At 54.7% G+C, this 22,839-nt stretch carries 20 protein-coding genes; 5 read left to right on the top strand and 15 right to left on the bottom strand.

What is annotated here, in order from left to right:
- Positions 1-336 precede the first annotated feature (336 nt).
- From HV355_RS16705 to poxB, 9 genes are all read right to left on the bottom strand, one after another.
- Positions 337-735: a hypothetical protein gene (locus HV355_RS16705; protein ID WP_108415979.1), complete on the bottom strand. Its 399-nt coding sequence runs from the start codon at positions 733-735 to the stop codon at positions 337-339.
- The gene (locus tag HV355_RS16710; protein ID WP_182402721.1) at positions 728-2,173 is read right to left on the bottom strand and encodes a PAAR domain-containing protein; all 1,446 of its coding nucleotides are present in this window, start codon (positions 2,171-2,173) and stop codon (positions 728-730) included. The genes HV355_RS16705 and HV355_RS16710 overlap by 8 nt, the downstream gene beginning before the upstream one ends.
- Before the next feature lie 12 nt (positions 2,174-2,185).
- Entirely contained in the window at positions 2,186-2,887 is a 702-nt protein-coding gene (locus HV355_RS16715; protein ID WP_182402723.1) for a hypothetical protein, read from the bottom strand.
- Between the two features lie 153 nt (positions 2,888-3,040).
- The gene (locus HV355_RS16720) at positions 3,041-3,853 is read right to left on the bottom strand and encodes a site-specific integrase (RefSeq protein WP_182402725.1); all 813 of its coding nucleotides are present in this window, start codon (positions 3,851-3,853) and stop codon (positions 3,041-3,043) included.
- A 12-nt stretch (positions 3,854-3,865) separates the two neighbouring features.
- Complete coding sequence (locus HV355_RS16725) at positions 3,866-5,020, bottom strand: IS481 family transposase (protein WP_182402727.1); 1,155 nt, start codon at positions 5,018-5,020, stop codon at positions 3,866-3,868.
- 170 nt (positions 5,021-5,190) lie between these two features.
- A complete protein-coding gene (locus HV355_RS16730; RefSeq protein WP_126815645.1) occupies positions 5,191-6,204 on the bottom strand; it encodes an NAD(P)-dependent oxidoreductase in 1,014 nt (337 codons plus the stop codon).
- A gap of 92 nt (positions 6,205-6,296) precedes the next feature.
- Entirely contained in the window at positions 6,297-7,733 is a 1,437-nt protein-coding gene (locus HV355_RS16735; RefSeq protein ID WP_126815646.1) for an SDR family oxidoreductase, read from the bottom strand.
- 10 nt (positions 7,734-7,743) lie between these two features.
- Positions 7,744-8,745 carry a low-specificity L-threonine aldolase gene (ltaE, locus tag HV355_RS16740; protein ID WP_126815647.1) on the bottom strand — a complete coding sequence of 334 codons (1,002 nt, stop codon included), beginning with the start codon at positions 8,743-8,745 and terminating at the stop codon, positions 7,744-7,746.
- Positions 8,746-8,783: 38 nt separating this feature from the next.
- Positions 8,784-10,502 (bottom strand): ubiquinone-dependent pyruvate dehydrogenase, encoded by a 1,719-nt coding sequence (gene poxB, locus HV355_RS16745; RefSeq protein WP_182402729.1) that lies wholly within the window; start codon positions 10,500-10,502, stop codon positions 8,784-8,786.
- Positions 10,503-10,654: 152 nt separating this feature from the next.
- Here poxB and HV355_RS16750 point away from each other — a divergent pair, with 152 nt between their 5' ends.
- Positions 10,655-11,089, top strand: a complete 435-nt coding sequence (locus HV355_RS16750) for a DoxX family protein (protein ID WP_182402730.1) — start codon at positions 10,655-10,657, stop codon at positions 11,087-11,089.
- A gap of 93 nt (positions 11,090-11,182) precedes the next feature.
- Here the strand turns inward: HV355_RS16750 and hcr are convergent, their stop codons facing one another.
- From hcr to aqpZ, 4 genes are all read right to left on the bottom strand, one after another.
- Complete coding sequence (hcr, locus tag HV355_RS16755; RefSeq protein ID WP_182402732.1) at positions 11,183-12,151, bottom strand: NADH oxidoreductase; 969 nt, start codon at positions 12,149-12,151, stop codon at positions 11,183-11,185.
- A 10-nt stretch (positions 12,152-12,161) separates the two neighbouring features.
- Positions 12,162-13,814, bottom strand: coding sequence for a hydroxylamine reductase (hcp, locus tag HV355_RS16760; RefSeq protein ID WP_148399746.1), 1,653 nt, complete (start codon positions 13,812-13,814; stop codon positions 12,162-12,164).
- Positions 13,815-13,958: 144 nt separating this feature from the next.
- A complete protein-coding gene (locus tag HV355_RS16765; protein WP_010429149.1) occupies positions 13,959-14,858 on the bottom strand; it encodes a lysine exporter LysO family protein in 900 nt (299 codons plus the stop codon).
- Positions 14,859-15,038: 180 nt separating this feature from the next.
- Positions 15,039-15,734 carry an aquaporin Z gene (gene aqpZ / locus HV355_RS16770; RefSeq protein ID WP_010429151.1) on the bottom strand — a complete coding sequence of 232 codons (696 nt, stop codon included), beginning with the start codon at positions 15,732-15,734 and terminating at the stop codon, positions 15,039-15,041.
- Between the two features lie 374 nt (positions 15,735-16,108).
- On the opposite strand from aqpZ, the gene HV355_RS16775 reads away from it, so the two are divergent.
- Positions 16,109-17,767, top strand: a complete 1,659-nt coding sequence (locus HV355_RS16775) for an ATP-dependent endonuclease (RefSeq protein WP_182402734.1) — start codon at positions 16,109-16,111, stop codon at positions 17,765-17,767.
- Here HV355_RS16775 and HV355_RS16780 read toward each other — a convergent pair.
- Positions 17,764-18,720: a VirK/YbjX family protein gene (locus HV355_RS16780; RefSeq protein ID WP_182402736.1), complete on the bottom strand. Its 957-nt coding sequence runs from the start codon at positions 18,718-18,720 to the stop codon at positions 17,764-17,766. The genes HV355_RS16775 and HV355_RS16780 overlap by 4 nt on opposite strands.
- A gap of 159 nt (positions 18,721-18,879) precedes the next feature.
- Here HV355_RS16780 and macA point away from each other — a divergent pair, with 159 nt between their 5' ends.
- Complete coding sequence (macA, locus tag HV355_RS16785; RefSeq protein ID WP_182402738.1) at positions 18,880-19,995, top strand: macrolide transporter subunit MacA; 1,116 nt, start codon at positions 18,880-18,882, stop codon at positions 19,993-19,995.
- Positions 19,992-21,932, top strand: a complete 1,941-nt coding sequence (gene macB, locus HV355_RS16790; RefSeq protein ID WP_010429159.1) for a macrolide ABC transporter ATP-binding protein/permease MacB — start codon at positions 19,992-19,994, stop codon at positions 21,930-21,932. Before macA ends, macB begins: the two co-directional genes overlap by 4 nt.
- Positions 21,933-22,002: 70 nt before the next feature.
- Here macB and cspD read toward each other — a convergent pair whose 3' ends face one another.
- Positions 22,003-22,224, bottom strand: a complete 222-nt coding sequence (gene cspD / locus HV355_RS16795; RefSeq protein WP_006174390.1) for a cold shock-like protein CspD — start codon at positions 22,222-22,224, stop codon at positions 22,003-22,005.
- A 267-nt stretch (positions 22,225-22,491) separates the two neighbouring features.
- On the opposite strand from cspD, the gene clpS reads away from it, so the two are divergent.
- Positions 22,492-22,812, top strand: coding sequence for an ATP-dependent Clp protease adapter ClpS (gene clpS / locus HV355_RS16800; RefSeq protein ID WP_006174393.1), 321 nt, complete (start codon positions 22,492-22,494; stop codon positions 22,810-22,812).
- The last annotated feature ends 27 nt before the right edge of the window (positions 22,813-22,839 follow it).

Consider the following 22,839-nt stretch of genomic DNA (forward strand, 5'->3'; position numbering starts at 1 on the left):
CCAGTGTACCTGCTGTTCCACGAACAAATGGTTCGCCTATACTACCAAAGTCAGGCAAGGCAGGAATATTGTATAAAGGGTAATAATCCCCAATGAACTATATTTACCATGAATGAATACCCTTAAATCATTGATGAGGTAATGCATACGTTCGAATGTTTGCGGGAGGGATTTTGTTACGGAAGGCGATAAAAATATGTGATTGTTATCTAATAATAATTCATCTGAAAATCATATAAATAAAACATTATAATCCAGAAAAGGAATGTCTTAAATTTTATAAAATAGATATATCAATAAAAAAGCCCCGCAGGGCTTTTTTATTGAATTAAGGGTCTAGATATATTTATCAATCAGCACTAATATTCCTAATACCACCATAAACGAAAATGCCGTAACTGTTATGCCGTATTCTATATAGAATGGTTTTCTGAGTCGTAAAGGTAATCCACGAATGAAATCTTTATCATCATTTTGGGAAGAACTAGATTTCTTATTCCATATCAATGGTCTGAAAATAAAATCCATCCGAAAGCCGTAAGCGGATTTAACATATAAACTGTTAATGTTGTCATATATTTGAGTCATCCAAGGAAGTTTACCATACTTTTCTTTATATAAGGCGCAAATTTCTTTGTAATATTTACGGTTCACTCTCCCTAGAATAGCGCTGATTATGCACAACAGCATAGCTATAATACCAGTATATGCTATAGCGTACTGTAAGTTATTCATCACTTGTTATCTCATATAAGCCAAGCATCTTACCAAGATACTCTCCAACACTACCGAAGGTAGAACCAAAAAATTTATCGCTACCATACCCAATTCCTCCAGCTACGCCTATCGTACAAAGCAAAGCTCCCGCACCACCTGCTTCAACGGTTGCAGCTCCCAGAACTAATGAGCAGACGGCAGTTGCAGCTCCTTTATCAATTAATTGTGAAGCTACCATCCCACCAAACATACTACCTGAAAACTCACCAATCGAGGTAAAAGCAGTTTTTGCACAATCCCGGCCCACTGCGCAAGCTTCTGTAATTTTTGAAGCAGTATCAAGGGCAGATAAACCAACTCCGATTTTTCCTGCCACGTCCATCAATTTGATGTACTTTGCAAGTTTCTCAATATGAGTAGCGTAGCCCTCGATATCTCCGACACCTGTTTCATCCCACCGATGTGTTATGGAATGGGTTGAAAGGCCCAGGGCTGATTTCAGGTCTGCATATTGATTGAACATGAAGCGATGCTTCATGAACATTTTCAGAACGCTATCAAGTTCCTTAAACAACCTTCCTCTTTCAACATAAAATTGTTCGCCGATCAGTGTGCCACTGGTGAGGTACTGATTTTTGTAGGTTGTTTCGATCTCTTTGAGAATTTTCTCAACTCTTTCAAAGTAACGTTTAGCGGCTTCTGTAGCTTGTCCAGAATAACTGTACACGTTGTTTGCTGTACTGGCGGCGGCTGCAAACATTTCAACAGTATCTTTATTTTTATAGAGGAAGCGGGCCTGTTGGTCTGTCAGAGGGGCTAATGCTTTATCTAACTTCTCCTGTGCTGCTTTCATATGCTCTATCTGCTTGCTGTCCTGCTTATCAGGATCAACCAGAAGGAAGATAGAACCTGCTTTTCGTGAAACATTCGTGTTCAGTGAACGATATAGTTCGCGTGTACCCGCTGGTGGATTATCGAAAATATAGCGATCAAACGCTGGAGCAGATCCGCCATAGGGAAGAATGCAGTAACCCGCATCTACAGGGATTCTTGGCTCGCTGGGGGCTACTGGAGCTGGGGCTGGAGCAGGTTGTGCAACGGTTTTCGGCTGAACTTCAGGCTTGGCGCTGGCAACAGGTTTTGGTGCTGGCCTGGCTGATTGCAGTTTACTTTCAGATTCGAAGTTATAGCTATCATTCCAGTTAGAGGGGATGAAGCGGCACTTGCAGCCGCACGTACCTCTGCTGTGTAGGGTTCCCGCAGCACTTACTCCATGAATTATATAATTTGGTATGCCGCCAGCAATATGGTAAATTTTTCCATCTTCACCACAAATGTATTTATCTCCATTCCTTGCAGTGGCGCGTCCATAAAATGAATGATTTTCACAGCCTGTTATTATTCTGCCCCCGCAAGTTGTCTTATCACCAACCGTTAAAAAATATCCCGTAGCCATTTTTTTAATCCTTTAATTGATAGGGTTATTTAAATTTGAGTAAATCCATTTTTGTTCCGGCATAGACCATATTGTTGCAATGTCAGGATTGAAATCTCTATTGGTTTCTGCCGAATTGATATTTTCGAGAGCAAGGATTGCTTCTTTCTTGCAGATTACATCATCAAGTTCATTAACTGACTCAAGATATTTCCTGTAGTCAGCGCTATCACTGATTTTATTGTTCCAGCATGAATAGATAAAATTCAATGTTTCTTTACTGAATCTTATTACAATGTCTTCATCACCCTCATATCTGCTGTCAACAGTGAACCCCTCAACTGCAAGGCACTGGCTTAAACAATATTTTTTATTAATTAAGTTACCCTCGCTATCACTCCAGAATCCAAATGAATAAATAAAGTTGTACCTGCTGTTATTGGTTAATTTTTCACAATTAACCATCATTTCTTGAATGTCAAAATTATTAAGTGGATAGACTTTCCATCGTTCATTATTCCTTTGCATATATTGCACTAATATTTCCGCATCCAGCCGTGAAACAAATATTGCAATACCTTTTTGATCGGAGGTAGATAGCCAGAAAGGTTCCATCCACTGTTTAACTTCCTTCTTCTCATTAACTACATCAACTAGCCTGGCGATAACCCATAAATCACATTCATTGATGTATTTAATCTTATCATCCGGTTTGTAAAAATAAATATCGTTCAATTTAGAGTTCTCTTGTAAGTGAAAGCTCTAAGATATGAGGTGGATAGATATTTTTAATGATCCAGTTCAAATGATATGCAGTTTATGGGTTGCTTTTGATTATCTAGATGTTACCTATTTAGATGGTGAATATTAATGCCTGCATTAATATTTTTAATTTATTAAATTCAGTAAAACAGATTCCCATTTCAAAACCGCTTCCATCTTCTCTTCAAAGTAATCATAGCGATCATAGTGTTTAGAAGACACGTCACTTTTATTATGATTCTGAATGCGGTCCCTGATTTCCTTTGACAGTTTTATTTGTCCTCCGAGGGTTTTAAAAGTTCGACGGAAATCGCGTGGCGTAAATGATTGCATATCAACACGCTCACGACGAATATTTTCACTGAGAATACTTGTTGATATGAAAGGAGTGGGTTTTACAGAGTTCTTTTTCAGGGTTCCTTCCTTCTCTTTTGTAATCCATCCCTCCATTTTTGATTCATAACGTATATCAGGGAAAAGGTATTCACTTTCAGGATAACGCAAACACATTTCATCAATTAATTCTATCGCGCTGGGGCTTAAAGCGATGTGATACCATTTTTTTGTTTTTGCAATTTCAGGAGGGATCGAAAGTAACTGCGCATCCCGATTATAATGTTCTTTTTTTGCTGCCAGTATTTCGTATGGACGTTGACCACAACAAAAGAAAACAAGCTTTAAAAACACACTTATGTCATGTATGAAGTGTTCGCCTGAATGCGCATCTTTCAGTAGCTGACCCAGCTCATCAAAAGACAGGTAGCGCTCACCTACGTAGCTCTCACAAGCAAGTGTAGGAATGGCAGTAACAGGGTTAAAAGGGATATCAAACTTGCTTTGTACAACATCCATAACAGGCGATTTATCAGACTTCATACCCCAGGAAAAGAGAGCGCACATGTAGGAACGAACTTCAGGTAGACAGGTGTTCGGGGACATGGTGAACACTTTTTAACATCCTTTACCCATGGTGATCGACTTTTTCTTCAGGTCGATCACCCCCACTTTCGTGCTGTACCACCACACCTCGTAGCTGCCGTCTTCCTGCATCTCCTTCAGCCCGACCCGTTCTCCCCTGAACGCCTTGCCTGCGCTCAGACTTACCCCTTTCACGCTCAGCTTGCCGCTGATATCGACTTTCCTGACCATCACGCCCTCATCGTATTCCGGGGGCGTTGTGTTGCCGCTGTACTGCCGTGCAGACGGCTTATACCGCGAGCCCGGTACCGCCATATCCAGCGCCTCATGCGGGCGTTCAAGGTTATAGACCGTCCGCCAGTGGTCGAAGGCGCGCTGCAGCTCACCCTCGCTCGCGAACCACTTCCCCTGCAGCACCTCTGCCTTCAGGCTGCGGTGAAAACGCTCCAGCTTGCCCTGCGTCTGCGGATGATACGGCCGGGAGTGCCCCACCCGGATACCCTGGCGCATCAGCCACAGCTCCAGCGCTGTCCAGGTGCCGGTGGTGTCTCCCCACGGTGAGCCGTTGTCCATCGTCATCCGGTCCGGCAGGCCGTAGCGTTCAAACACGCTGACCAGCTGCTGCTGCACGGTCTCACGCCGTTCATCGTTACAGTGCGCCAGGCACAGGGAAAAACGGGAGTGGTCGTCCAGCAGGGTCAGCGGATGGCAGCGGCCACCGCCGAAGGGAAAGTGGCCCTTAAAATCCATCTGCCAGAGGCGGTTCGGTGCGTCGTGTTCGAAGCGGCCGGTGGCCGGAATGCCCGGTGAAGTGCCCGGCAGCAGGCCATGGCGGGCCATCAGGTTATGGACGGTGCTGAAGGCGGGCATGGTGTGCCCCAGGTCTTCGAGCCAGCGCTTTATCTTGCGTGCGCCCCAGCGTTGATGGCGCTCATGGGCCATACGCAGCAGGGCGGTGATGTCGTCAGATGAGCGGTTCGGGGAATGGTGCGGTATGCGCGGGCGGTCCTGAAGGCCGGCGGCCCCTTCCTCCGCCCAGCGGCGAAGCCACTTATAGCCGGTGGCAGGTGAAATGCCGAAGCGACGACAGAGGGAACGGATGTTCGCCCCGTCCTGCGAGGCGAACAAAACAAACTCGGTACGTAATGACATGGTATCTCTCGCATCCCAGGGCATAAGCGACTCCATAAACGGGTTCTTATGCCTTAGTTGTAAGTGTCTACCATGTCCCCGAACAAGTGTTCACTATGTCCCCGGACCGTACAGTGGGAGAGGGCCGGGGTGAGGGCATCAGGCCGCAGAGTTCTGTTTTTTGCCGGGTGGCGCTGCGCTTACCCGGCCTACATGGGGCTGGGTGCTTACCGGTGCAATTTCCCGTGATCCCGCAGCCACGCCGCCGTGCGCACAATCCCTTCATCCAGCGTCACAATCGGTTTATACCCCAGCTCATTCTCCGCTCGCGAAATATCCAGCGTGAAATCAAAGTTAAGCTTCGATACGCCGTAATGCGTCAACGCAGGCTCTTTGGCGGATTTACTGCCAAAACGCTCCATGCTGCGGGCGATCATGTCCAGCATCGGGTAGGGGACGGAACGAATGCGACAGTCGATCTGCAGCTCGTCGATCAGCCGCTGCACAATGCTGCGAAGCGTGCAGGGCTCGCCGTTAGTGATGTTATAGGCGCGACCGGAAATCAGCTTATCGCAGTCCGGCTGGCTCGCCAGCCACATGGCGTGGACGGCGTTTTCGTAATAGGTCATATCCACCAGCGCATCGCCGCCACGCGGCAGCAGCACGCTACCGTAGTGGTGCATCATCTGCGCCAGACGCGGAATAAACACCTTGTCGTGCGGCCCGAACAGGCTCTGCGGACGCAGTACCGTAAAGCGGGTATGCGGGTTCGACTGCGCCAGCAGATCAATCACCTCTTCGCTGGCCGCCTTGCTGCGGGCAAACTCACAGGCAAAGCGAGCCGGACGGAAATCTTCCTGCACGTCACGATGGTGGTGATAGTCGAAATAGAGTGACGGAGACGAGATATGAATAAAGTTACGCACGCCCCAGGCAACGGCCCATTCGCCCAGACGGCGGGTTGCCCGCACGTTGGCGAGATCAAAGGCTTCCTGGGTGCCCCACGGGGAGGTGAAACTGGAGCAGTGCCACAGCGTATCGATACCGGCGAGCATCACTTTTGCCTGTGAGGAGACCAGCTCCGTCAGGTCGGCATGGACGAACTCTGCGCCCATTTTTTGCAGCAGTTTCCCCATCGCTTCGTTGCGACCGGTAGCCCTGACGCTGATGCCCTTGTTGCGCAGAAATTCGACCGCATTTCGGCCTAAGCCGCTGGTCGCCCCGGTAACCAGTACCTTCATATCAATCCACTGTGTTGAAAAGAATTTCGTGCGCATTCTTTCGTGAATTACGACGTGTTGCAATGGGAAAGGTGAAAGAATAAGAGTTTTATTTACTTATTTTCCGCCTTTTGTTCTGCCAGCTGCGCGATACGTTTTGCCATTCCGCGGAAGATAAACAGGTGCGCAGGGATCATCAACAGCCAGTAGAACAGACCCGGCATTCCGTGCGGGTGCCACCAGGCGCGCACGTCCAGTTCACGATAATCGCCTTTGTCTTTCAGGGTAAAGCAGAGCCGGCCCAGCCCTGGCGCTTTCATGCCGAACAGCAGCGCCAGCTGTTTTTCCGGCTCGACGATGATCACCTTCCAGCTGTCGACCGTATCGCCCACGTTCAGATACGGAGCGGCAGGGCGACCTTTTGCCAGCCTGTGCCCCACCAGTAGATCCATTGCCCCGCGCGTTTGCCAGAGAATATTGCCGAAGAAGTAGCGCTCTTTGCCGCCGATCTGGTTCACGGTCTCCCACAGCTCTGTAAGGCTGGCGGAAGTTTTCACCGTGCAGCCTGCCTGTTTCGGGTAGTAGCCATACTCGGGTCGCCAGCGGGCAAAGGCCTGCGCGTCGTAACCCCAGTCGCTGGAGTTCACCAGTTGCTCTTCCTCTTTCAGCGTATTGCGCACGGCATCGTCAAAGCGGATCAAATCCTGGGGAATGAGCGCCCGCAGCGCGCGATCGTCCGCCAGCAAATCGTGCTTCAGTCCCTGAATCAGCGCTTTTGCCGTGGTTGGCGGCACCGACGTAATGACGTTCAAAAACCACACCGAAATCCAGCGGGTCGGGAAGGGGATGGGGATGAGCCAGCGGCGGCGACCGCTGACGCGCATGAAATGTTCGAACTGCTCCTGATAGCTCAGGACTTCGGGGCCAGCGGCTTCCACCACGCGGTGTTGCGCCGCCGGGTGATCCAGCAGGGCCACCAGATAATGCAGCAGGTTCTCCAGCGCAATCGGCGTGGTGCGTGAACGGACCCAGCGCGGCGGCGTGAGTACCGGCAGGTTGTAGACCATATCGCGCATCACTTCAAAGGCGGCGGAGCCCGCGCCGACGATAATCCCGGCCCGCAGTTCGGTGACGGGAATGTTCGCGCCGCGCAGGGTGTCCGCCGTCAGCTGGCGCGCGCGCAGATGGTCGGACTGCTCGCTTTCGGGTGCCTGGAGAGAGCTTAAGAAAATCACCTGCTTAACCGGCGTTTGCAGCAGGGCATCGCGGACGTTCATCGCCACCTGACGCTCGTGGGCGATAAAATCCCCGCCTTCGCCCATGCTGTGCACCAGGTAGTAAAGCGTGTCGACCCCGTCCAGAAGCGCGGGAAGTTCCTTCGGCCAGTTGAGGTCAACGTTGTGGCAGGTGACGCCTGGCAAACTGAGTTTTTGCAGGCGTTCGGTGTTGCGTGCCGCTGCCAGCACCTGGTGTCCCCGCTGGCTTAACGCCGCGGTGAGATGCTGACCGATGTACCCGCTGGCGCCGAGCACCAGAATGCGTTGCGGCACGTGATGCTCCTTATCGCTGTAAAAACGCCTGCCAGTGTTTCACCACGTCTGCCAGCTGTTCGCGGCTCACGTCAAGGTGCATGACCAGGCGCACGACAGATGAGGCGTTGATCAGCACGCCACGTGATTTCATAAATTCGCCCAGTGCGGCGGCGTGCTCATCTCCGACGCGCACGAACAGCATGTTGGTGTCGTGACGCATCACGTCGGCACCAATCTCGCGCAGCTGCGACGCCATCCACGCGGCGTTGTCGTGATCGTCTTTCAGGCGCGCCACGTTGTTTTTCAGGGCATACAGTCCGGCAGCCGCCAGAATACCCGCCTGACGCATGCCGCCGCCGGTCATCTTGCGCCAGCGGTTGGCACGCTTGATGTAGTCTGCGTTACCAACCAGCAGAGAGCCGACCGGCGTGCCCAGACCTTTAGACAGGCAAATGGTGAACGAGTCGCAGTATTGCGTGATCTCTTTCAGTTCGCAGCCGTTCGCGACCACGGCGTTAAAGATACGCGCGCCGTCCACGTGCAGCCCGAGCTTGCGCTCGCGGGTAAACTCCCAGGCCGCTTTCAGGTATTCGCGCGGCAGCACTTTGCCGTTGTGGGTGTTTTCGAGGCTGAGCAGTCTGGTGCGGGCGAAGTGAATATCGTCGGCTTTGATTTTCGCGGCGACCTTATCGAGCGGCAGGGAGCCGTCCGGCGCGGCGTCAATCGGCTGCGGCTGAATGCTGCCGAGCACCGCCGCGCCGCCTGCTTCATACAGGTAGTTATGCGCACCCTGGCCGACAATGTACTCTTCACCGCGCTCGCAGTGGCTGAGCAGCGCGACCAGGTTAGCCTGCGTACCGGTTGGCAGGAACAGGGCGGCTTCCTTGCCGCTCAGTTCAGCCGCGTAGCGCTGCAGTTCGTTGACCGTCGGGTCATCGCCGTAGACGTCGTCCCCGACCGGAGCGGCCATCATCTCTTCGAGCATGGCGCGGCTCGGGCGGGTTACGGTATCACTGCGTAAATCAATCATTTCACATCCCTTTATTTTAAGAGGTCATGCGAAATGTTTTACCTGAGCCAGTTGGTTTTTGCCAGTTCGATCACTTCGTCACCGCGCCCGCTGATGATGGCGCGCAGCATATACAGGCTAAAACCTTTGGCCTGTTCCAGCTTGATCTGCGGCGGGATCGCCAGCTCTTCTTTGGCGACGACGACATCCACCAGCACCGGACCGTCGATGGAGAAGGCGCGCTGCAGGGCTTCATCCACCTCAGAGGCTTTCTCCACGCGAATACCGGTAATGCCGCAGGCCTCGGCGATGCGCGCGAAGTTGGTGTCGTGCAGCTCTGTGCCGTCCGTCAGGTAACCACCGGCCTTCATCTCCATCGCCACAAAGCCCAGCACACTGTTGTTGAAGACCACGATTTTCAGCGGGAGCTTCATCTGCACCACCGACAGGAAATCCCCCATCAGCATGCTGAACCCGCCGTCGCCGCACATCGCCACCACCTGACGCTCGGGGGCCGTCGCTTTTGCGCCCAGCGCCTGCGGCATGGCGTTGGCCATCGAGCCGTGGTTGAACGAGCCGAGCAGACGGCGTTTGCCATTCATCTTCAGATAGCGTGCGGCCCAGACCGTTGGCGTGCCCACGTCGCAGGTAAAGATGGCATCGTCGTCCGCGAAATGACTGATCTGCTGCGCCAGATACTGCGGGTGAATGGCTTTGTCGCTCGGTTTGGCGAGGTCGTCCAGCCCCTTGCGGGCATCGCGATAGTCACTCAGTGCTTTATCAAGGAACGTGCGGTCGGTTTTCTCTTCGAGAAGCGGCAGCAGTGCTGCAAGGGTAGATTTGATGTCGCCCACCAGCGCCATATCGACCTTGCTGTGCGCGCCGATGCTGGCCGGGTTGATATCAATCTGAATGATTTTCGCATCCGCCGGGTAGAACGGGCGGTACGGGAACTGGGTGCCGAGCAGGATCAGCGTGTCGGCGTTCATCATGGTGTGGAAGCCGCTGGAAAAACCGATCAGCCCGGTCATCCCCACGTCGTAAGGGTTGTCGTACTCGACGTGCTCTTTGCCGCGCAGGGCGTGGACAATCGGCGCTTTCAGCTTCCCGGCAAATTCGAGCAGTTCTTTATGCGCGCCCGCGCAGCCGCTGCCGCACATCAGGGCGATGTTGCTGGAGTAACGCAGCAGCTGGGCCAGCTTTTTCAGCTCCTCTTCAGCAGGCGTTACCACGGGCTGCGGGGCGTGATACCAGTGGGTGCTGGCCCCTTCTGGCGCAGCCTTGAGCGCCACATCGCCCGGGATGACAATCACCGATACGCCGCGGTTCAGCACGGCTTTACGCATGGCAATCGCCAGTACCTGCGGGATCTGCTCCGGGGATGAAACCAGCTCGCAATAGTGGCTGCATTCACGGAATAGCTCCTGCGGATGCGTTTCCTGAAAATAGCCGCTGCCGATTTCGGAAGAGGGGATATGGGCGGCAATCGCCAGCACCGGCACGTGGTTACGGTGACAGTCGAACAGGCCGTTAATCAGATGCAGGTTGCCCGGCCCGCAGGATCCGGCGCAAACGGCCAGCTCGCCCGTGAGCTGTGCTTCAGCGCCTGCAGCGAAGGCGGCAACCTCTTCATGGCGAGTGGGCATCCATTCGATGGTCTTCATCTTGTTGAGGCTGTCGCTGAGTCCGTTCAGGGAATCGCCGGTCACGCCCCAGATACGTTTCACGCCAGCCTGTTCGAGCGTTTTTGCTATATATGCAGCCACGGTTTGTTTCATGGTTGTCCGTCTCCTTTTTGTGATATCGCTTACAAGCTTAGAAGAAAGTCACTGTATTGCCTGCTTATTACCCCTTAATTAAAGGTGGTTTTCCTGCGCAATTATTCGGCATAATCTGGTGATACTTAGGATGAAAACAGGAATCATTTCAAATGGTTAAATCATTGTTAATTGCTGTTAATGAAAAGCTATCATGCGACGATCTTGGCAAACTCTTGTTACGACTTGCCGTCGGCGGGCTGATGTTGTTTCACGGGCTGCATAAGCTTTTTGGTGGCGTGGGGTTCATCAGCGGCATGCTGGTGGAAAAGGGGTTGCCGGGGTTTATCGCCTACGGCGTGTTGGTTGGCGAAGTGGTAGCGCCGATTCTGATTATTGTCGGGCTCTTTACGCGCCCGGCCGCGCTGGTGCTGGCGTTTACGATGATCGTGGCGTGGCTGATGGTGGGCACGGGCAAAACCTTAGCGCTGGATGCGGTAGGCGCATGGGCGATTGAAAGTCTGGTGTACTTCTTTATTGGTTCGCTGGCGGTGGCGTTTTTAGGGGCAGGGCGGTACGCGGTAGGGAAAGCGCCCGCGTGGCGGTAATGTCGTGGTAGGTCGGGTAAACGCAGTGCCACCCGACAAAAAAAGCCCGGTGGCGCTGACGCTTACCGGGCCTACAGGTGAATGGTTTACCGTTTATGCGAGAACCAGATCACCCTGCGGATGACACGAACACGCCAGAACATAGCCTTCAGCAATTTCCGCATCCGTCAGCGTCATGGTGCTGCTGACGGTGTAGTTACCTTCAACCACCTTTGTCTTACAGCAACCGCACACGCCCGCACGGCAGGCTGCGACCACCGGCACCTTGTTGCTTTCCAGCGCCTCCAGCAGCGTGGTGCCCACGCGGCCAAAGAAGGTTTGCGCTGGCTGAAGTTTGGTGAACTGAATACCACTGGTTGCCGCTTCCGCCACCGGGGTGAAGAACTGCTCTTTGAAGAAGCGGGTCACGCCAAGCGCTTTCACCTCTTTCTCGACGATATCCATGTACGGCGCCGGGCCGCAGGTCATCACGGTGCGGTTCGCCATATCCGGCACGCTTTGCAGCAGCTCGCGGCTCAGGCGACCGGGCACAAAGCCGTGGGTCGCGTTGTGCTCAGCCACCAGCGTCACCGGATAATCACGCCACTCCTCGGCAAAAATGACATCTTCCGGTGAACGCACGCTGAAGATCACCTGCACGTCAGCCTGCGGGCGATTTTTCTCCAACCAGCGGCGCATCGACATAATTGGCGTTACGCCACAGCCCGCCGCCAGCAGCAGGAATTTATCGTCTGCTTTGTCGTCACAGGTGAAGTCACCCTGCGCGTCAGACAGCCAGATATAATCTCCGCGCTTCACGTCACGTGTCAGCCACTGGGAGCCTGCGCCGTCGTCAATACGGCGGACGGTGAGCGTAATGTACTCGCTCACGCCCGGCGTTGAGGAGATCGTGTAGGCGCGCAGGGTGTCCGCCGAATTGCGAACGCTGACCAGCGCATACTGACCTGCACGGTACGGATAGTAGTCATGGCACAGCAGCGACAGCGTCCACACATCCGGCGTCTCCTGATGGATGTGATGAACCTGCATCCGCCACGGACATTGTGAGGTTGGCATGGTCATGAGTTACTCCTTACGCGCTCAGCAGCTGCTTCATGTCATCTTCAACGTTGGTCACGGAACGCAGACCGAATTTCTCGTTCAGCACCGCCAGCAGGTCCGGCGTCAGGAAGCCTGGTGCGGTCGGGCCGGTCACGATGTTGGTTACGCCGAGAGAAAGCAGGGTCAACAGGATGACAATTGCTTTCTGCTCGAACCATGAAAGCACCAGCGACAGCGGCAGGTCGTTCACGCCGCAGCCCAGTTTCTCCGCCAGAGTGACCGCCAGAATGATGGCCGAGTAAGCGTCGTTACACTGGCCCGCATCGATCAGGCGCGGCAGGCCTTCGATGTCGCCGAAGTCCAGCTTGTTGAAACGGTACTTGCCGCACGCCAGCGTCAGGATCAGGCAGTCTTCCGGCACGCGGGTGGCGAAATCGGTAAAGTAGTTACGCTCGCCGCGGGCGCCGTCGCAGCCGCCGACGAGGAAGATGTGGCGCAGCTTTTCACGGCTGACGAGATCGATCAGCGAATCAGCGGCGCCCAGCAGGGTTTCACGACCGAAGCCGACGGTGATCAGGTGCGGGATCTCGCTGTACGGGAAGCCCGCCATCTGCTGCGCCTGGGCGATAACGGGACCGAAATCGTCGCCTTCGAGGTGGCTCACGCCCGGCCAGCCGACGATGCTGCGCGTCCAGATGCGGTCGTCATACGCGCCCACGGTAGGGTCGATGATGCAGTTAGAGGTCATTACGATAGGGCCCGGGAAGCGGGCGAACTCCACCTGCTGGTTCTGCCAGCCGCTGCCGTAGTTACCGATCAGATGCGTAAACTTGCGCAGCTCCGGGTAGCCGTGCGCGGGCAGCATTTCACCGTGGGTGTAGACGTTAACGCCGGTGCCTTCGGTCTGTTTCAGCAGGTTGTAGAGATCTTTCAGGTCGTGACCGGAAATCAGGATGCACTTGCCTTCGGTCGCCTTAACGTTGACCTGCGTTGGCGTCGGGTGGCCGTAGGTGCTAGTTTCACCGGCATCCAGAATGCTCATTACCTTGAAGTTCATCTGGCCGATTTCCATTGAGCATTCCAGCAGCGCGTTCATATCCGCAGGCCAGGTGCCCAGCCACGCCATGATTTTGTGGTATTGGGCGTAGATGTCGTTATCGTACTGGCCGAGCACGTGCGCGTGTTCCATATAGGCCGCAGCGCCCTTCAGGCCGTACAGGCACAGCAGACGCAGGCCGAGAATGTTCTCGCCAATCGCCGCTTTGTCTTTATTCGGGGTGAATTCTGCCGCCTGACGCTGCAGGTCGCCCAGATCGTCGCTCACCAGCTGCAGTTCGGACATCGGGTTTTCCACGCGGGCGCTGGCATCGGCCTTCAAACACTGCGCTTTCAGCGCTTCACGCAGGGCAATCGCTTCACGGGCATAGCCGACAATGCGCGGAGAATCGAAGTTAACGTTGGTCAGCGTGGAGAAAAATGCGCGAGGGGCGAAGTTGTCGACATAGTGGTCGACAATGCCGTATTCACGGGCTTTAAAGGCCCAGGCGGAAAGGCCTTGCAGGGCTGCAATCAGCAGATCCTGCAGGTCAGATGTTTCTGCGGTTTTGCCGCACATACCCTGTGCGTAGGAGCAGCCATTGCCTGCCGGGGTACGGATGGTTTGTTCACATTGCACACAAAACATAATCACACCTGTTAAAGTTATATTTGATATACATGTTTAAGGTTATGCCTGTGCCAGAACGGTGAAAAGGGCTTTTTGCTACAAAATAGAGGGAGATTGATTTAGCGCAATTTTGGCGGCAGGTTCGCTACCGCCAAAGAAGTATCAGGCCGAGAAGAAGGCCATCAGAACGGGAACCAGCAGGCTTAAAATAAAGCCGTGCACGATGGCGGCAGGGACCAGCTCCAGCCCCCCTGAGCGTTGTAAAACCGGCAGGGTAAAGTCCATCGAGGTCGCGCCACACAGCCCCAGCGCGGTAGAGCGGCTGCGGCGTACCAGACCTGGGATCAGCATGATGGCAATCAATTCGCGCGCAAGGTCATTGAAGAAGGCGGCGCTGCCAATGACCGGACCGAACGATTCGGTCAGAAGAATACCGGAGAGGGAGTACCAGCCAAAACCCGACGCCATCGCCAGGCCGGTTTTCAGCGGCAGGTCGAGAATAACGGCATTAATCACGCCTGCGACCATTGAACTGGCGACGACGACAATGGCGACTATCATTCCCCGGCGGTTGAGGACAATCTGTTTCAGCGTCATGCCATTATTTCGCAGCTGAATACCAATCAGGAACAGCAGGAAGATCAGGGTATATTCGCTGGCCTCCGTGGCGTGCTGTAAAAATGACCACCCTGTAAGGCCAAGAAGAAAACCGAGCACCACGACGCCGCAGAGTTTTAATGATTCCAGCGCCATCGCAATACGGGAAGGGAGTTTTTCCTGTTGATGGTTATTTTTCCAGGGAATAGTGCGTTCCAGCCAGAACAGTGCGGCAATATTGCACAGCAAAATAACCACCACGGTGACGACGGAATAATGGAGGATGGAGAGTAAATTCGCTGACAGGTTATCCAGGAAGGCCAGGCTTATCCCCATAAAGAAAAGAATGACGTAAACAATCCAGCTGAGAAAACGGTTGATGAGCCGTAATGCGGATTCTCTGTGCAGCGGAATAAGGTAGCCCACGATCAGGGGCAGCAAAATGATGAGGAGTCCTGAAAACATGAACAGCCGGTCCTTTTGAGTATCTGTTAAGCGCCAGAGACACTACCCAATAAAGGCTGTTCAGTAAAGCGGCAAAAGAAAGCCGGGTGGCGGCTACGCCTTACCCGGCTTGTATATTTGGGGTGGTGCGGCCTGATGCCCTCACCCCGGCCCTCTCCCACGGGGAGAGGGAGAAAACCATTAATCGCGTTTTTCCAGCAGGGTGCGGTATAGCACGCCACCCAGAATACCGCCGATAATTGGCATCACCCAGAACAGCCACAGCTGTTCTAGCGCCCAACCGCCCTGGAAGATAGCAACCGCGGTGCTGCGCGCCGGGTTAACGGAGGTGTTGGTCACCGGGATTGAGATCAGGTGAATCAACGTCAACGCCAAACCAATGGCGATTGGCGCGAAGCCTGCAGGTGCGTATTTGTCCGTTGCGCCGTGAATAACCAGCAGGAAGCCTGCGGTCAGTACGATTTCAATCACGATGGCAGACAGCATTGAGTAGCCGCCCGGTGAGTGTTCACCGAAACCGTTAGAGGCGAAACCGCTGGCTGCGGCGTCAAAGCCTGCTTTGCCGCTGGCAATCACGTACAGGACTGCGGCTGCAATAATACCGCCGATGACCTGGGCAATAATATAGCCTAATACGTCTTTCACCGGGAAACGACCGCCCGCCCATAAACCCAGCGTCACAGCAGGGTTAAAATGACCGCCGGAAATATGCCCTACCGCGAATGCCATGGTTAAGACTGTTAAGCCGAATGCCAGTGCGACACCGACAAAACCAATTCCTAATTCCGGGAATGCCGCTGCCAGCACTGCACTACCGCAGCCGCCAAACACCAGCCAGAATGTACCAAAACATTCTGCCGCTAATTTTCTGAACATAACCACCTCAATAATAAATTTCCGCACACTATCCTGCGCACGGGTTATATCGCCATAAAGGGATGACGACTCAAAGAGCCTTTATTTTAGAAAGCAACAACACCCCTTCGCCACTTAAATAAATTCGGATAATTTGATTTAAGGCAATGTGATGTCAATCCTTGTTCAAACTGGAGGTAAATAGAGCATAGTCCAATTTTCAAACGGGAGTATCTTGTTCTGGAAGCACCTTTTCAAATGAAACTTGATGGGTAAATTCTGAATTTTTCGTGCTTCATCGGAATAACGGAGGTGTCTGGCAGTGTCCACTCGGCGCCGCTGCCGCTATACTGCTGATAACTTGAAGGAAAAAGTGGTTATTACGCGGGGGATTTATGCTTCTCGAACGTGTGGAAATTGTCGGGTTTCGCGGTATTAACCGCCTGTCGCTCCAGCTGGAGCAGAATAACGTCCTGATCGGTGAAAATGCCTGGGGTAAATCCAGCCTGCTGGATGCGCTGACACTGCTGCTTTCCCCTGAAGATGACTTGTACCACTTCGTTCACGATGACTTCTGGTTTCCGCCGGGGGATGTCGCGGGGCGCGAGAAGCATCTGCATATCATTCTTACGTTTCGCGAGTCCGAGCCGGGGCGGCATCGTGTGCGTCGTTTCCGCCCGATGTCGCCATGCTGGGTGCCATGCGATGATGACTATCACCGTATTTTCTACCGTCTTGAAGGTGAAATGGCGGAAAATGACGGGGTGTTAACCCTGCGTGAGTTTCTTGATGAAAAAGGCAACCCCATCCCGCTGGAGAATATTGACGACCTGGCGCGCCACCTGATTCGCCTGTCGCCGGTGCTGCGCCTGCGCGATGCACGCTTTATGCGCCGGATCCGCAACGGTTCCGTACCCAATATGCCGGAGGTGGAAGTCACCGCCCGCGAGCTGGATTTCCTGGCGCGTGAGCTGGTCTCTCGCCCGCAGAACCTCACCGACGGTCAAATCCGCCAGGGGCTTTCGGCCATGGTGCAGCTGCTGGAGCACTATTTTTCCGAGCAGGGGACGTCACAGTCACGCCATCGCCTGATGCGTCGCCGTTCGCACGATGAACAACGCAGCTGGCGTTATCTTGATATCATTAACCGGATGATAGACCGGCCCGGTGGACGTACCCATCGGGTGATCCTGCTGGGGTTATTCTCGATGCTTTTGCAGGCGAAAGGCACCGTCCGGTTAGACCGGGACGCCCGCCCGCTGCTGCTGGTGGAAGACCCCGAGACGCGCCTGCATCCGATCATGCTCTCCGTTGCGTGGCACCTGTTGAACCTGCTGCCGCTGCAGCGCGTGACCACCACCAATTCCGGCGAGTTGCTCTCGCTAACGCCCGTGGAATACGTCTGCCGCCTGGTGCGTGAATCCTCACGCGTATCCGCATACCGGCTGGGGCCGGGCGGCCTGAATGCGGAAGACGGTCGCCGCATTGCATTTCATATTCGCTTTAATCGTGCTTCATCGCTGTTTGCCCGCTGCTGGCTGTTGGTTGAGGGTGAAACCGAAACCTGGGTTATCAACGAACTGGCGCGTCAGTGCGGTCACCATTTCGATGCGGAAGGTATTAAGGTCATAGAGTTTGCCCAGTCGGGATTAAAACCGCTGATCAAGTTTGCCCGCAGGATGGGGATTGAATGGCATGTTCTGGTCGATGGCGATGAAGCCGGTAAAAAGTATGCCGCAACCGTGCGCGGTTTGCTGAATAACGATCGCGAAGAAGAGCGTGACCATCTGACTATGCTGCCCGCGATGGACATGGAACACTTTATGTATCGACAGGGATTTGACGATGTTTTTCACCGCGTGGCGATGATCCCGGTGGATGTGCCGATGAACATGCGGCGGGTGATCGCCAAAGCGATTCATCGTTCGTCGAAGCCGGACCTGGCCATCGAAGTGGCGACGGAGGCGGGAAGGCGAGGCGTGGAGTCCGTGCCCACGCTGCTGCGTAAAATGTTCTCCCGCGTGCTTTGGCTGGCACGCGGGAGAGCTGATTAACGTTGGGTCGCCTGCGTCATTTGTTGGATCAGGCTATCCAGCAGTTCGTAGCGGCGGCGGTATTCAGCACGTTTCTTACTCGCAATCTCTTCCATCGGTTTGCGCGGCATGGTTAACGGCAGCGCGAAATGGCCGCTCTCCTGGCGTTCGCCACCCAGGGAGAGCCAGAAACTGTCGTAATCCGCCAGCAGTTTCCCCTCTTTTTTCTTGCGGTAACGCCAGCTACGGTAAATGTGGGTGGCATTGCTCACGGCGAGGATCTGTTCAACCGGGAACGCGGTGCCCAGCGTCATCACCGCTTCAACCAGCAGACGTTTCGGGAACAGGCCGTGGCACGCTTTGGTTGCGCCCTGAATCAACTCATGCGGAACGTGCGCTTTAGCGCCCTGTAGCCCGCCGATGAACAGCGTGGATTTTCCCTCAAACGGGCACAGCGTAAAGGTCATTTCGGCCAGCACGGTGTTCTGATGGTTGCAGAAGGTAAGGGTCGCTTCACCCTCTTTGTCCATAAAGGCATCGGCACACAGGCGAATCGTGAATTGCTGCTCGTCCTTTCCGGTTAGCGTCAGCAGCGTCATTCCCTGACTTGAAAGATAGCCCTTGAGCAGCGTGGCGGGGAGGTGTTGGCTCATCGTCTGATAGTGCCCGTTTAGCGCCGCCAGCGCGTTCCGGCGGTTCATACTGACCGTCAGCCACGGACGATGCAGCCGGCACGGCAACCCTGGCTGGACCTGCAAGATTTGAATCAGACGCGGTTGCTTTGCCAGGCTTGCCAGCAGGCGAGCGGTGCTGAAAGGGGAAACCAGGGAACGTAACATAAATTTGCGTCGATATGAGGGGTTCTGCCACGCCAGACCGGGCGTGATGGCACCGGTTGCCAGACTTTTAAAAAGCGCCCAGCCGGACGTAGGCTGCGGCAGATTAGAATAAGGTGTATCGACTATGGAAGACATGTTAGATCCTGCTTCTGGGGGAAGAGCGCTATTTCAGCAGGCGTTTTGTCAACGTCATGTAAACAAATGCGGCCATTTCCAGAAATCAGGGGTTTCGTTGAGGAGTGGTTTAGATAGAATCAACGGTGATGTTAGCCAGAATAATTATTTGGAATATTTATGAACCTTAAGGGAAAACGCAGAAAACTGATTCTGCTGCTGGCGGTCGTGCTGGTGGTCGGTGGATTCTGGCTTTGGCAGGTCCTCAATGCGCCCGTGCCACAGTATCAAACGCTGATCGTTCGCCCCGGCGAGCTGCAGCAAAACGTGCTGGCGACCGGCAAACTGGATGCCCTGCGTAAAGTCGATGTTGGCGCGCAGGTGAGCGGCCAGTTGAAAACGCTGTCCGTCGAGATTGGCGATAAGGTCAAAAAAGGCCAGCTGCTTGGCGTTATCGATCCTGAACAGGCCGAAAACCAGATCCGCGAAGTGGAAGCGACGCTGATGGAGCTGCGCGCGCAGCGTGCGCAGGCCCTGGCGGAGCGTAACCTTGCGCAGGTGACGCTGACGCGCCAGCAGGCGCTGGCGAAAACCCAGGCCATTTCGAAGCAGGATCTCGATACCGCCGCCACGGAGCTGGCGGTAAAACAGGCGCAGATCGGCACCATCGACGCGCAGATAAAACGCAATCAGGCTTCGCTGGATACGGCGAAAACCAACCTCGACTACACCAAAATCGTCGCGCCGATGGCCGGAGAAGTGACCCAAATCACCACGCTGCAGGGACAGACGGTGATTGCCGCGCAGCAGGCGCCAAACATCCTGACGCTGGCGGACATGGGCACCATGCTGGTCAAAGCCCAGGTTTCCGAGGCGGATGTGATCCATCTTAAGCCGGGGCAGAACGCCTGGTTTACGGTGCTGGGCGACCCGCAGACCCGCTACGAAGGCGTGCTGAAAGACATTCTGCCGACGCCGGAAAAAGTGAACGACGCCATCTTCTACTATGCCCGCTTTGAGGTACCAAACCCGCAGGGCGTGCTGCGTCTGGACATGACCGCCCAGGTACATATCCAGCTGACCGGCGTGAAAAACGTGCTGACCGTTCCGCTCTCCGCGCTGGGTGAATCCGCCGGGGATAGCCGCTACAAGGTGAAGGTGCTGCGCAACGGCGAAACGCGCGAGCGCGAAGTGGTGATTGGCGCGCGCAACGACACCGACGTGGTGGTGGTGAAAGGGCTGGAAGAGGGTGAGGAGGTTGTCACCAGCGAAAGCCTGCCCGGAGCCGCTAAATGACCGCGCTGCTTGAGCTGAAGGATATCCGCCGCAGCTATCCGTCCGGCGACGGCCCGGTGGAGGTGCTGAAAGGGATCTCGCTGCGCGTGGAAGCGGGGGAGATGGTGGCGATTGTTGGCGCGTCCGGTTCGGGTAAATCGACGCTGATGAACATTCTCGGCTGTCTGGATAAACCCACCAGCGGTACGTACCGGGTGGACGGAACGGATGTCTCCACGCTCGACGGCGACGCGCTGGCGAAGCTGCGCCGGGAACACTTCGGCTTTATCTTCCAGCGTTACCACCTGCTTTCTCACCTGAGTGCGGCGCAGAACGTGGAGGTTCCCGCGGTTTATGCGGGCGTCGAGCGGAAGAAACGGCTTGAGCGCGCGAAGGCGCTGTTAACGCGTCTGGGGCTGGCGGAACGCGTGGAGTATCAGCCGTCGCAGCTTTCCGGCGGTCAGCAGCAGCGCGTGAGTATCGCGCGCGCCCTGATGAACGGCGGGCAGGTAATCCTCGCGGATGAACCGACGGGCGCGCTCGATAGCCACTCCGGCGAAGAGGTGATGGCAATCCTTCACCAGCTGCGCGATCAGGGGCATACGGTGATTATCGTCACCCACGACCCGCAGGTGGCGGCGCAGGCGGAACGCATTATTGAGATCCACGACGGCGAGCTGGTAAGCAACCCGCCGCCGCGCGAGTCCCGGGCGGCCGCACCGAAAGAGGCGCTGCCGGCCGCAACCGGCTGGGGGCAGTTCTCCAGCGGCTTTCGTGAAGCGCTGACCATGGCCTGGCTGGCGATGGCGGCCAATAAAATGCGCACCCTGCTGACGATGCTCGGCATCATCATCGGTATTGCCTCGGTGGTGTCGATTGTGGTGGTGGGTGACGCGGCAAAACAGCTTGTGCTGGCGGATATCCGCGCTATCGGCACCAATACCATCGACGTCTATCCCGGCAAAGACTTCGGCGACGACGAGCCGCAGTATCAGCAGGCGCTGAAGTATGACGATCTGGCGGCGATTCAGAAGCAGCCGTGGGTCAATTCGGCTACGCCTGCGGTCTCGCAGAACCTGCGTCTGCGCTACGGCAACATCGACGTTGCGGCCAGCGCCAACGGCGTCAGCGGCGACTACTTCAACGTCTATGGCATGACCTTCAGCGAAGGGGCGACCTTCAACGCCGAGCAGCTGGCGGGTAGGGCGCAGGTGGTGGTGTTAGACGCCAACTCCCGCAGGCAGCTGTTCCCGAATAAAACCAACGTGGTGGGGGAAGTGATCCTGGTGGGCAATATGCCAGCCACCGTGATCGGCGTGGCGGAAGAGAAGCAGTCGATGTTCGGCAGCAGCAAAATCCTGCGCGTCTGGCTGCCGTACACCACGATTTCCGGGCGCATTATGGGCCAGTCCTGGCTCAACTCCATTACCGTTCGCGTGAAGGAGGGCTACGACAGCGCCATGGCCGAACAGCAGCTTGAGCGGCTGCTCACCCTGCGCCACGGGAAGAAAGATTTCTTCACCTGGAACATGGACGGTCTCTTGAAAACGGCGGAAAAGACCACACGTACTCTTCAGATGTTCCTGACGCTGGTGGCGGTGATTTCGCTGGTCGTCGGCGGTATCGGGGTGATGAATATCATGCTGGTGTCGGTCACGGAGCGCACGCGGGAGATTGGCATCCGCATGGCGGTCGGGGCCAGAGCCAGCGACGTGCTGCAGCAGTTTTTGATTGAAGCGGTGCTGGTGTGTCTGGTCGGCGGGGCGATGGGCATTGCGCTTTCGATGATGATTGCGTTTGCGCTCCAGCTCTTTTTACCGGGTTGGGAGATTGGCTTTTCCCCCGTGGCGATCCTCACGGCGTTCTTATGCTCGACCTTCACGGGTATTTTGTTTGGCTGGTTACCGGCCCGCAACGCGGCGCGGCTGGATCCGGTGGACGCACTGGCGCGGGAATAACCCGAAAATAAAAATGCCAGCCGATCGGGCTGGCATTTTGCCTGCGGGGTGTACACAATGAATTAGGGAGCTATGCAACCGCTTCTGCTTCAACGGGGACGATCAGACTGGCGTGATTGCCCTTAGGCCCCTGGTGTACATCGAACCGAACGGACTGCCCGGCTTTGAGCGTCCTGTAACCATCCATCTGAATGGTGGAATAGTGAGCGAAGATATCCTCGCCGCCGCCTTCAGGGCAGATGAAACCAAACCCTTTGGCGTTGTTGAACCACTTAACAGTACCCATTTCCATGCTTCGACATCCTTCGTAAATCTTATAAATTAAGATGGAATGAACCGGTGGTGGAGTGGGGGCTGTTCAAAACCTCGCCATCTCACGCTTGTACAATTTAGATAAACGGAAGAAGCCGTCAAGCGTTTGGCGCTGGAGTTGGGACAATAATCAACCAAAATTTGAGGCAGTTAACGCTATTGCAACAGTTTGTGACAGACATCGCGGATGACAGTAATAGATGATTGTTATCTAACATCTGAGGTAGATTCAAAGTGGTTATGCATAATGGGTAAGACCAACGATTGGCTGGATTTTGACCAGCTGGCGGAAGATAAAGTGCGCGACGCGCTAAAACCGCCATCTATGTATAAAGTTATGTTAATGAACGATGATTACACGCCGATGGAATTTGTTATTGACGTGCTACAAAAGTTCTTTTCTTATGATGTAGAACGTGCAACGCAACTGATGCTTACCGTTCATTATCGAGGCAAAGCGATCTGCGGCATCTTTACTGCCGAAGTCGCGGAAACCAAAGTGGCGATGGTGAACGACTATGCGAGGGAGAACGAGCATCCGTTGCTGTGTACGCTGGAAAAGGCCTGATAAGGCATAAAATTGGGGGAGGTGCCT

It is taken from the genome of Enterobacter sp. RHBSTW-01064, assembly GCF_014103035.1.
GTDB classification, from domain to species: domain Bacteria; phylum Pseudomonadota; class Gammaproteobacteria; order Enterobacterales; family Enterobacteriaceae; genus Enterobacter; species Enterobacter mori.